At 57.0% G+C, this 11,091-nt stretch carries 9 protein-coding genes; 8 read left to right on the top strand and 1 reads right to left on the bottom strand.

Features of this window, described 5'->3' with window-relative positions:
• Positions 1 to 95: 95 nt before the first annotated feature.
• The 5 genes from VAE57_RS16265 to VAE57_RS16245 all read left to right on the top strand — a co-directional run bounded on the left by VAE57_RS16265 (position 96) and on the right by VAE57_RS16245 (position 7,378).
• On the top strand, positions 96 to 563 hold the full coding sequence (locus VAE57_RS16265; protein WP_322822907.1) for a (2Fe-2S)-binding protein: 468 nt from the start codon (positions 96 to 98) through the stop codon (positions 561 to 563).
• Positions 560 to 2,725, top strand: coding sequence for a xanthine dehydrogenase family protein molybdopterin-binding subunit (locus VAE57_RS16260; protein ID WP_322822906.1), 2,166 nt, complete (start codon positions 560 to 562; stop codon positions 2,723 to 2,725). The genes VAE57_RS16265 and VAE57_RS16260 overlap by 4 nt, the downstream gene beginning before the upstream one ends.
• 755 nt (positions 2,726 to 3,480) lie before the next feature.
• Entirely contained in the window at positions 3,481 to 5,037 is a 1,557-nt protein-coding gene (locus tag VAE57_RS16255) for a DUF512 domain-containing protein (protein ID WP_322822908.1), read from the top strand.
• 62 nt (positions 5,038 to 5,099) lie between these two features.
• Complete coding sequence (locus tag VAE57_RS16250; protein ID WP_322822905.1) at positions 5,100 to 6,800, top strand: GAF domain-containing protein; 1,701 nt, start codon at positions 5,100 to 5,102, stop codon at positions 6,798 to 6,800.
• 5 nt (positions 6,801 to 6,805) lie between these two features.
• Complete coding sequence (locus VAE57_RS16245) at positions 6,806 to 7,378, top strand: aminodeoxychorismate/anthranilate synthase component II (RefSeq protein WP_322822904.1); 573 nt, start codon at positions 6,806 to 6,808, stop codon at positions 7,376 to 7,378.
• A gap of 206 nt (positions 7,379 to 7,584) precedes the next feature.
• Here the strand turns inward: VAE57_RS16245 and VAE57_RS16240 are convergent, their stop codons facing one another.
• Entirely contained in the window at positions 7,585 to 8,238 is a 654-nt protein-coding gene (locus tag VAE57_RS16240) for a DUF6483 family protein (RefSeq protein ID WP_322822903.1), read from the bottom strand.
• Between the two features lie 82 nt (positions 8,239 to 8,320).
• On the opposite strand from VAE57_RS16240, the gene VAE57_RS16235 reads away from it, so the two are divergent.
• The 3 genes from VAE57_RS16235 to VAE57_RS16225 all read left to right on the top strand — a co-directional run bounded on the left by VAE57_RS16235 (position 8,321) and on the right by VAE57_RS16225 (position 10,895).
• Entirely contained in the window at positions 8,321 to 9,079 is a 759-nt protein-coding gene (locus VAE57_RS16235) for an SDR family oxidoreductase (RefSeq protein ID WP_322822902.1), read from the top strand.
• Positions 9,080 to 9,293: 214 nt separating this feature from the next.
• Positions 9,294 to 9,620 (top strand): MGMT family protein, encoded by a 327-nt coding sequence (locus VAE57_RS16230; protein ID WP_322822901.1) that lies wholly within the window; start codon positions 9,294 to 9,296, stop codon positions 9,618 to 9,620.
• Positions 9,621 to 9,734: 114 nt separating this feature from the next.
• On the top strand, positions 9,735 to 10,895 hold the full coding sequence (locus VAE57_RS16225; protein ID WP_322822900.1) for an MFS transporter: 1,161 nt from the start codon (positions 9,735 to 9,737) through the stop codon (positions 10,893 to 10,895).
• Positions 10,896 to 11,091: the final 196 nt, after the last annotated feature.

Genomic DNA, 11,091 nt, shown 5'->3' with positions numbered 1-11,091 from the left:
GCATATCGGTTACTGACGCCGTTGCCGTGACTATGCCGTGCACTGGTAGTATACTATGAACAGGTATTGCACGACAATTGCACCAGAGGATGATTATGGAATTGATGATCAACGGTCAACGTTACACGGTCGCTGATGAGCCGGCCCGTCCGCTGTTGTACGTGTTGCGCGATGAGCTGGGGCTGACGGGAACCAAATTTGGTTGTGGCGCCGGTATCTGCGGTGCCTGCACCGTCCATGTGAATGGCCAGGCCACTCGTAGTTGCCAGACGATGATCGCGACGCTGGCCGGGGCGCAGATCACCACCATCGAGGGATTGGCCAATGGTGAGCGGTTGCATCCGGTACAACAGGCATTTCTTGAGCTACAGGTACCGCAGTGTGGTTGGTGTATGAGTGGTCAGATGATGACCGCAGCCGCATTTCTGGCCGCCAACCCTACGCCGACGCACGAAGAGATGATTGCTGCGATGCGCTACAACTATTGTCGTTGTGGTACCTATGCCCGGATCGGGCGGGCAGTGATGCGGGCGGCAGAGCTGATGAAGGAGCGTGCGGGATGAAGCAGGATACCTCACCAAAGCGCTGGCGGATGACGCGACGGGGTTTTCTGATCGGGATGGGTCTGGCCGGCAGTGGGCTGGCACTGGGCGCAGTATTTGGCCTGCCGGTGGCACGGCTGGCGCTGGCCGACATGTTCGCTGACGTGATCAATATTCCGTCGAACATGCCGCGTGAACCGCAGCTCTGGTTCACGATCCAGCCCGATGGCCGTGTGACTATGACAATGCCCAAGGTGGAAATGGGGCAGGGCGTGCACACGGCGCTGGCTCAGATTGCGGCTGAGGAGCTGGGGGTGAGCTGGGAACAGATGCAGGTCGTGCAGAGCAGTTCGCTCGGCCCGGTTGCCGATGGTGCCGGTACCAGTGCTTCCTATTCGGTGATCTCACTCTTCCCGCTACTCCGCGAGATGGCGGCGACGTTGCGCGAAATGCTGCGCACCGCCGGTGCTGAACAGCTCAGTATTGCCCCGGCTCAAACCCGAATTGAGCGGGGATTCGTAGTTGATACCAATCAGCCGGCACGCCGGATCAGTTTCGCTGAACTGGTCGCCCAACCTCGTAACTGGGAGACTCCCACCGAAACCGCTCCGCTCACGCCACCTGAGCGCTGGCAGATCATTGGTCAGCCAATGCCCCGGCTCGATCTTCCGACCAAGATACGCGGCGAGGCAGTGTACGGCTACGACGCCCGGGTTGAGGGGATGCTTTACGGCGCTGTCGCTCGCCCACCGCGCCTGGGGGCAAAGCTGCGTCGGGCAGCACCGGGCACGGCTCGTAATCGACCGGGTGTGGTTGAGGTGGTGATTCGCGACGGCTTTGCCGGCGTGGTCGCCGAGTCGCGGCTGACGGCGTATGCTGCGCTGAACGATCTGGAACTTGATTGGGAACTGCCGCCGCCGTTCAATCTGGCAGAGCTTCAGGCCCGGCTCGCGGCGCAGGCCGGATCGGGAACGGTGATCCAGCGGCAGGGTGATGCTGCGGCAGCACTGCGCGGTGCCGGCGTGATTGAGGCAACCTATCAGACTCCTCTGGCTGCACACGCTAACCTTGAGCCGCAGGCTGCCCTGGTCGATGTGCAACCGGATCGGGTTCGAGCATGGGTCAGCACACAATCACCAGTGCAGGTTGCACGCACCCTGGCCGAGGTGCTCGGTCGTAAACCGGAGACGGTCGAAGTCACACCAACCTATCTGGGGGGCGGATTTGGGCGCAAAGTGACCACCACAGTCGCCACCGAGGCGGCGCTGTTGTCGGCAGCCGTTGGGCGTCCTGTTCACGTTGGCTGGACGCGTACCGAGGAGTTTCGCTACGGTTATCTGCGTCCACCAACCTACGCAACGTTTCGGGCCACACTTACGGACGATGGCCGAATCGCCGCGCTTGTGCAACACCATGTGAGCGGGAACGTGTTGTTTGATCTCTTTCCGCCACCACTGCGCTGGCTGTTCGGTAGTGATTTTGGTGGTTGGCGTGGGGCCAGGCTTATCTACGACATTCCCAACCTGGAAGTCAAGGCGCAAACGGTCGATCTGCCGGTGCCAACCGGCCCCTGGCGGGGGTTGGGTTTACTGGCGAACGTCTTTGCCGTCGAAAGTTTTATCGATGAACTGGCGGAGGCTGCCGGTAGCGATCCGCTCGATTTTCGCCTGCGTCACCTGCCCGATACTGCGACGGGCAATCGCTTCCGTACCGCATTGGAGACGGTCGCTACAATGGCCGGCTGGTACGATCAACCACCGCCTGGGCGGGCGCGTGGGATTGCCTGTAGCATTGATGCCGGCACGATAGCTGCCCATATCGCTGAGGTTGGTCTGGTCGAAGGCCGGTTGCGGGTCTATCGGGTGTGGGCCGCTGTCGATCCAGGTATCGCCATCAACCCTGACGGTCTGGCGGCTCAGACCGAGGGCGGCATCATGATGGGGCTGAGTGCAGCACTGTTCGAGCAGATTACGATTGCCGATGGGCGGATTGAAGCCGGTAATTTTGATCGCTACCCGCTCTTGACCATTGCCGATGCGCCAGAGGTGTTTGTGCAGATTCTGCGCAGCGGCGATCAACCGTTTGGCGGTGGTGAACCACCAATGGGACCGATTGCGGCAGCGGTAGCCAATGCGCTGGCTCGCCTAACCGGTGAACGGCGTCGGCAGTGGCCGTTGGTGTAGGGTGTTGGTTAGGAAATAGGATGTAGAAAAGAGGATATAGGATATGTCGTGGGGCTGAAGCACTCGCTCACGATATGTAAGTTCCTGCGGGGCCAGGGGTACCGCTCTTCGCCGTGAGGTCAGCCCCGCAGGGGCTGCCACAACTTGCGGCAGGGTTTTAACCCGTCGGTTCCTCGCTGGCACCCCGCCGGGTGGTTCGGGCTGAAGCCCTCGCTCACGATGTGTAAGTTCCTGCGGGGCCAGGGGTACCGCTCTTCGCCGTAAGGCTAGCCCCGCAGGGGCTGCCACGACTTGCGGCAGGGTGTTAACCCGCCGGCTCCCCCTGGCATACCGCCTATGCATTACCCATAACGAGAACTCATTTCATAAAACGCTGTACTCTCGCGCTCTCACAACCATCTCCGGTGCCATCTTGAGCTGGATTGGTTGCCTTACCCGCTCGTCATGCGCGTGTCGCGAAATTTGGAGTGCGGCAGCCATGCTGCCGCGCTAGCCGTGCTTGCGATCTGGTACGTGTCAGGTCGTTGACCCGGCTGGTCACGCGAACGCCAGGTGTGATCGTCATCCATGACGATGTGATACGAGGCGTCATACCGGCTGCCGTGTGACATGTGAGTATTGCATCGTTTTCAGCGATGGATGAAGCAGCTTCTGGGATCGTTATCCCGCTACCGTGTCAGATCAATCCCTGAATGATGATACAATAGACATACTAAAGCTACGAAAAACTTCATCAGTGTAGCTTTGGCAAACATATTTCTCGATTAGGAGCAGGCGTGGAATACCAACCCGATGTAAAACGCATCACCGGTGAAGGTGGAGTGATTGCCCGTGTCGCAGAGCAGAGTCTGGGCGAACATATCGGTCTGCAAGCGGGTGACATCATTGTTGCAATTGATGGTCAGCGGCTTCGCGATGTGATTGATTATCGCTTTGCCATTGCGGAAGAACGTGTAACTCTGTTGATCCGCACTGCCACCGGTGATGAACGCGAAATAACGATTGAGAAAGACCCTGACGATGATCTGGGTGTTGAATTTACCGAGCCGCTCTTTGACCGGTTGCGTACCTGTAATAATAAATGCCCCTTCTGTTTTCTCACCCAGATGCCGAAAGGCTTTCGCAAAACACTCTATTTGAAAGATGACGATTACCGGCTATCGTTCCTCTACGCGAATTTTGTCACCTTTACCAATCTGACCGAAGCCGATTGGGAACGGATCGAGCGTCAGCGTCTTTCGCCGTTGCACATTAGCGTCCACGCTACCGATCCCTTCTGGCGGGCGATTATGCTGGGCAAACGCGATGTGCCTGATGTTCGTGATCAGATTCGCCGCCTGGGCAAGATGGGCATTCGCGTTCACACTCAGATTGTGGCCTGTCCCCAGGTCAATGATGGCGAGGTGTTGCGGCAGAGTATTGAAGACCTGATCGCCCTCCATCCCATTGTCGAGTCGATTGCTGTGGTGCCGGTGGGCCTGACGAAGTTTCGCTTTGAAGGCAAAGCCCCAAAGACGATTCGGGCCGCTATCCAGATTCACGAGACGCCAGAGTGGATTGATACCAACTGGGAGCGTCAGCCGCTATGGGAAGACCCCACCGCAACCATCCCTCTTCAGTCGGGGTCACAGCCGCTCCATAACCCGGAAATGGGTTTCTGCTCGCGGCTCGGTGCGGTGACCGATATTCCGCTTCGCTGTTATACGCCGGTTGAGGCAGCCGCCGTTATCGATATGATCGAGCCGTATCAACGCCGCTGCTACGAGCAATTCGGCTTACACCTGGTGTATGCTTCCGATGAGTTCTACCTGCTGGCCGGGCGTCCGATTCCACCTGCTGAAATCTATGACGATATGCCGCAGTACAGCAATGGTGTAGGGATGGTACGCGACTTCCTCGACTCCTGGATGCGTGCCCGGCGGCGCTTACCGGCTCGTATCGCTCGCCCCATGCAACTGGCCCTGGTGTGTGGCACACTGATCGCACCGGTCATGGAGCAGATCGCCAACCGCCTGAATCGGATTGAAAACCTGACGGTCAGGGTTATCCCGGTCGTCAATCAGTTTTTTGGCGAAACGGTAACGGTGAGTGGGTTGTTGACTGCACAGGATGTGATTCCCGCCCTTCGGGCATCTGGTTGTGACCGGGCATTACTGCCACGGGTGATGTTCGACTATACAGGTGAACGATCTATTGACGATTACTCGCCGGCCCAAATCAGTCTGGCAGCAGGTATGCCGGTGGCTGTTGCCGGCGAGGCCACTGAACTGGTGCGCTATGTACAGGCATTGGCCCGCAGTGACCAGGAGTAATATGTCCTGGTCACGCAAGTTATTGCTCGCATCTCAGCTAGGGGTCAAGAGGGGGAATAGTTATGAACGATCAGGAACAAGCACCTAAACGGTATTTAGAGATTATCCAACGTGCCAACCAGATTGCTGCTACAACCCAACTCGATGATCTCCTTGATCGTTTGCTCGACCTCATTATTGAGATCACACAATCAGAAGCCGGAACCCTCTACCTGTACGATGCTGCAACCGATGAACTCATTTTTAAAGTCGTGAAAGGCAGTCCTGCCGGTAAGGCATTGATTGGTCGTCGCCTGCCGGCCAATACCGGATTGGCCGGTTATGCCTTGCAACATCGTCAACCATTTTTCGTCAACGATGTCGCGAATGATCCGCGCTGGTATCGAACCTTCGGCGAAATGGGTTCACTCGATCTGCGCACGATGTTCTGTGTGCCTTTACTGCTGCGCGGCGATCCGGTCGGCGTAGTACAGGTCTTCAACGGTGCGTTTGAGGCGGTCGATGATCAGGAAGAGCTGCTGCTGATCGATTTGCTGACGTCACGGCTGGTCACTGAAATCGAGAAAGCCCGGTTGTTAGAAGAGTCGCAACAGCGCGAACGCCGCCAGCATGCGCTGGTCGAGATCGTCTCACATTTGACGACCACCCTGGAACGTGATGAGTTGTTACGCCGGATCATGAGTTACGCCTGCGAACTGCTTGAGGTTGAAGCTGCCTCGATCTGGCTAATCGATCATGAGCAAAACGATCTGGTTTTACACATTGCCGGTGGTGAACACAGCGAGCGCGTGGAGTCGTTACGTGTGCCGCGTGGTCAGGGCATCATTGGCCACGTGATCGAAACCGGTGAAACAGTTGTGGTCAATGATGTCCATCGCGATCATCGCTTCTACCAGGGACTTGATCGACGGAGCGGATTTCAGACCCGTGCCATTCTCTGTGTACCGTTACGCTCGCCCCGAATTATTCTTGGTGGTGAACGCGGTGAAGTGGAGGGGATGATTATCGGTGGGGCGCAGGCCCTCAATCCCAAACACGGTCGCACCTTTTCTGATGAAGATATTGTTCTGTTTCAAACCCTTGCCTCGCAGGCGGCAACAGTGATTCGGCTGGCTGAACTGTATCGAGAGACGGATAGCCTGTTTACCCGGATTATTGCAGCCATTACGGGGGCGATTGATCTTAAAGATCCGTATACCCGTGGGCACAGCCAGCGGGTTAGTGATTTTTCGGTGGCCATTGCCCACGAGCTAGGGCTATCACGGGAACAGATTTACCAGTTACGCATTGCCAGCAAGTTGCACGATGTTGGAAAGATTCGTGTTCCTGACCATATCCTCAAGAAACCGGGTCGGCTCGACGAGGAAGAATTTGCCGAGATGCGCCGACATCCCCTCTACGGTATTGAATTTCTCCGCGATAATGGTTTGCTCGAACTCGATCTGCTGCGCGAGTCGTGGACAGCGCTGGCCCAGCACCACGAACGGCTTGATGGCCGTGGCTATCCATACGGTCTGCAGGGTGACGATATTTCACTCTTTGGCCGCATTGTCGCGGTTGCCGATGTGTTCGATGCGATTACCAGCCATCGACCGTATCGGCCCCCAATGCCCATCGACGAAGCCCTGGCGCTTTTACAGCGCGGCGCCGGTACAGAGTTCGATCCGGTATGTGTGGAAGCCCTGATTCGGGCACGGGCGAAAGGGGCTATTCTGACCCAAGATGAACGTGAACAGGCAATTGCATCGCAGACGATGGAGTGATGATTATGCGCGTTCTCCTGATCGATAACTACGACTCGTTTACATACAATCTGTACCAGTATCTCTGCGAATTAGGTGCTGAGGTTGACGTGGTGCGGAACGACCAGATAACCGTCGCTGATGTCGCCTCCCGCGCTCCTGACCGGATCGTGATCAGTCCTGGCCCCTGTACGCCGGCGGAGGCGGGTATCAGTGTTGACGTGATCCGTCAGTTGGGTGGGCACATCCCCATTCTCGGCGTCTGCCTTGGGCATCAGGCCATCGGCGCTGCCTACGGTGGGGCGGTCGTGCGGGCACCACTGGTGATGCACGGCAAACTATCACCCATCTACCATCAGGGTCAGGGTGTGTTTGCCGGTCTTCCCTCACCATTCCGCGCCACTCGTTACCATTCGTTGATCGTGCGCCGCGAGGATTTGCCGGCTGAATTAGAGGTTACCGCGTGGACGGACGATGGAATCATTATGGGTCTGCGCCATCGCACATTACCGGTAGAAGGTGTCCAGTTTCACCCTGAGTCGATCATGACTGAGGGTGGAAAGCAGATGCTGGCCAATTTTCTGAACCACGGTCGTTAATGGTTGAGGCTGCGGTCGTTGCATGTTGGGTGAGAATTAAGGACTATTCCACATCGGTGGGCGCACAGCTGTGCGTCCCTTTCCTGCACACGCTTGCGGTAGATCATAGCAGGGTGTGCGCAGCACGTCGCGCCATTGTGGTTGCTCTTCCTCGCCTGACTTTTCACGATTGATGTCTGGCAAGATCATCACCGTGCGTTCATCTGTCATACCAGCCGGTCAAGTTCTGCGAGAGCAGTCAACACCTCCTCTCGCGATAATCCACCGGCATTCAGCACCTGATCATCCTGGTTGAGCAAGCGGGTATAGAACGCACGGGCCGTTGCCAGCCAGCCGGCCCGATCACGGGAGATCAACTCGTAGAGAAGGTCTTCGCTACGCGCCAGATCACCGTTTTGCTCACAGAGGGTGAAGAGCGCCGCCAGGGTTGGTGTCGGTAGTACATAATCGCGCAGCAAATCGAGAAGCACAGCGTAATCTGGAATATAATCAGGTACATCCTCCGGTGCAGCCAGTCGGCACTCAATCACCAGTTGCAACGCCAGCAGTGCACGTACTGCGGCTTCCTCCATCTCACCATCATCGGCGAACAGACGCGACTCGGTCGTGAGAAGCGCGGCGAGGTATGCCCCTTCCACCCACCATTCCTCGCTCCGGTGATGAAAGCGAAGCAGTGCCAGCAATTGTTGATCACTCAATGCCGCTATCCGATCACTGCCCACCCCTAGTCGGTCGCGGTATGCGTTATCGATAGCGATGCGCACCAGCGGCGATTTGCCCTCGCGGTAGAGACCGAGAATATGGCGAATGATCGCTCCAAACTGGGCAATCATGCGCAGAATGTAGTCGTCACGGTACATAATGGGATTTCCCTCGCACATATGCGAAACGATATACTTATGGTATGATACCGCATGCAGAGACTGGCTAGAGGAGGGATTCATGGAGCCACCTTTCATTGGGAAGGTTGCGCTGGTCACCGGCGCAGCAGCCGGTATTGGTCGTGCTTCAGCACTGGCGTTTGCCCGTGAGGGTGCCAAGGTTGTCGTTGCTGATGTGAATGTCGAGGGCGGGGAAGAGACGGTTGCGCTGTGTCGGGCTTTGAATACCGATGCACTGTTTGTGCGTTGTGATGTTTCGCAACGCGATGAAGTGGAGCGCTTAGTTGCTCTGGCTGTTGACACGTTTGGTCGCATTGATTTTGCCCACAACAACGCCGGGATTGAAGGCGTGCAGGCAATGCTGGCCGATTATCCCGAAGACGTCTGGGATCGGGTGATCGAGATCAACCTCAAGGGTGTCTGGTTGTGTATGAAGTACGAAATCCGGCACATGCTTAAGCAGGGTGGTGGTGCGATTGTGAATACCTCATCGGTCGCCGGTCTGGCCGGATCGCGTGGCGTTTCGGCGTATGTGGCCAGCAAGCACGGTATTGTTGGTATCACCAAAGCGGCGGCTCTTGAGTATGCGCGTAACGGGATTCGTGTGAATGCAATCTGTCCAGGTACGATTCATACCGCAATGATCGACCGCTTTACTCAGGGTGATCCCCAACTGCTTGCCCAGTTCGCCGAGGGTGAACCGATTGGTCGGCTCGGATCGCCTGAAGAGGTCGCCAATGCGGTCATCTGGCTATGCTCAGACAAGGCATCGTTTGTGACGGGTGCTATGCTTGTTGTTGACGGTGGCCGCCTGGCGTAACAATATGATGTGCATAGAGTTCACCCGGCTTACCTGACACCACCGCAGCATGTGTTCAGAAATTGTAGAGGGATTGCGGACATTGGTGCATCCCTCTACGCATATTGTGTTGATGAGGCGATTGTCTCAAGGTCATCCTGACAACGGTTCTTCACCGATCTGCAATCGTATGATCACCTTCAGCCCACCACCGCCGAAGCAACGTTGAGTTGAGATGAGCGTTAGCAGCGAATCGCCCTATACAGCCATTTACATTGTTGTGAAACGCATTCCGCCAGGTCGTGTTTGTACCTATGGGCGCATTGCTGCCCTGGCCGGCTTTCCCGGTCAGGCCCGCATGGTCGGGTATGCGCTGCACGCACTGCTCGGCGACAACGATGTGCCCTGGTGGCGAGTGATTAATCGGGTAGGCCGTATCAGCAATATCTACGCTGCCGATGAGCAGCGGGCACGTCTGGAAGCCGAAGGTGTCTCTGTGAGTGATGACTATCTGATAGACCTCAACCGGTTTCTGTGGGTAGGCGATGATGATGAGGAATGATGCGCATCATCTCGCCCCAGCGACAAAACGAGTCTGGAAACCTCTCCCAAGTCGTCGCATGTAGCACAGACTGAAGCCTGGGCTACCACAGACGACGATGATGAGCAATTGCACATGAATGCTGCTTCACTCACCTCTCGTCGCACCTGGACAATTGCCCTTTACTGCGCCGGTGTGATTGTCTTCTCGGACATGTACCTCACCCAACCGATTCTGCCCCAGTTGTCGGTGACCTTCAATGTCGCGCCGGCGACGGCGGGTTTGACCGTCTCGGTTGTCGTTTTGATGATTGCACTCGGCTCACTGGCCGTTGGGCCGCTCAGCGACCGGCTGGGGCGTCAACCGGTAATGGCCGGCAGTTGTCTTCTCCTCGGTTTGCCGACCCTGCTCTGCGCACTGGCGCCATCGTTTGAATTGTTGCTCTTCTGGCGGGCGCTTCAGGGTCTGTGTATTCCCGGCTTGACTGCGGTTGCCGTAGCGTACCTCGGTGATCATCTGCCGCCGTCTGCGTTGGGGCGGGCAGTTGGCGGCTGGATTGCGGCAAATGTGGCCGGTGGCTTGAGTGGTCGAGTCTTCGGCGGATTGATCAGCGATAGTATGGGCTGGCGGATGAGCTTTATCGTCTTTGCCGGCTTGACGTTGGTAAGCGGAATAGGATTGTTGCTAACCCTTCCCCGTGACCAGCCTTCATCGGTGGGCGGCTGGCAGCAGGCGTATCGGGCGATGATCGCCCATCTTTACGATAGGCAGTTGCGCTATGCCTACCTGCTCGCCGGCACGCTCTTTTTTGGCTTTCTTGGCATATTCACCTATCTCCCCTACTACCTGAATGCACCGCCATTTCAATTACCGCCGTCAATTGTTGCGCTGGCCTACATCAGTTATCTGGCCGGCGTAATTGTCTCACCCTGGGCAGGTTCCCTCTCAGCGCGCTATCCCCGTCAACGTCTGATTGCGCTTGGCCTGCTGATCGCCATGAGCGGAATTGCCCTCACACTCATCCCCAACCTGCCGCTTATTGCGTTGGGATTGTGGACGTTGTGCACCGGCATGTTTATCGCCCAATCCATTGCGCCGGCATTGGTCAATCAACTGGCGAAACAGGCCAAAGGTGCGGCAAGTGCGCTCTACCTGGTCGCCTACTACATTGGTGGTACCCTGGGCGGAGTGCTCCCCGGTCTCGCCTGGCAGATGGCCGGCTGGGTTGGGGTCACCCTGATGTGTCTAGGGGCGCTGGTGCTGGCGTTATTTGCGACCATGCGACTGGCAAAATAGCCGGATGGGCAGGGTGCCATCACCACCGATCGGATGCGGTGATCATGTGGGATGTTATTATTGTTGTCGTCTCTACAATCTACATAGCCTGGGTAATGGTATGGGCTTTACACCGCCTGTCGCCAAACAACAGAGGGTTAACACCGGCCGAGTCCTGTGTTTCCCCGTAAAGATGCGGCAGGTAGTGATCATCGTC

The sequence above is a fragment of the Chloroflexus sp. genome (genome assembly GCF_034434295.1).
Lineage (GTDB): Bacteria > Chloroflexota > Chloroflexia > Chloroflexales > Chloroflexaceae > Chloroflexus.
This window is presented reverse-complemented; position numbering and strand designations above follow the sequence as displayed.

Bases quoted from the DNA above. Each gene is read 5' to 3' on its own strand.
- VAE57_RS16265 (WP_322822907.1), top strand. From the start codon at position 96: ATGGAATTGATGATCAACGGTCAACGTTACACGGTCGCTGATGAGCCG.
- VAE57_RS16260 (WP_322822906.1), top strand. From the start codon at position 560: ATGAAGCAGGATACCTCACCAAAGCGCTGGCGGATGACGCGACGGGGT.
- VAE57_RS16250 (WP_322822905.1), top strand. From the start codon at position 5,100: ATGAACGATCAGGAACAAGCACCTAAACGGTATTTAGAGATTATCCAA.
- VAE57_RS16245 (WP_322822904.1), top strand. From the start codon at position 6,806: ATGCGCGTTCTCCTGATCGATAACTACGACTCGTTTACATACAATCTG.
- VAE57_RS16240 (WP_322822903.1), bottom strand. From the start codon at position 8,238: ATGTACCGTGACGACTACATTCTGCGCATGATTGCCCAGTTTGGAGCG.
- VAE57_RS16235 (WP_322822902.1), top strand. From the start codon at position 8,321: ATGGAGCCACCTTTCATTGGGAAGGTTGCGCTGGTCACCGGCGCAGCA.
- VAE57_RS16230 (WP_322822901.1), top strand. From the start codon at position 9,294: ATGAGCGTTAGCAGCGAATCGCCCTATACAGCCATTTACATTGTTGTG.
- VAE57_RS16225 (WP_322822900.1), top strand. From the start codon at position 9,735: ATGAATGCTGCTTCACTCACCTCTCGTCGCACCTGGACAATTGCCCTT.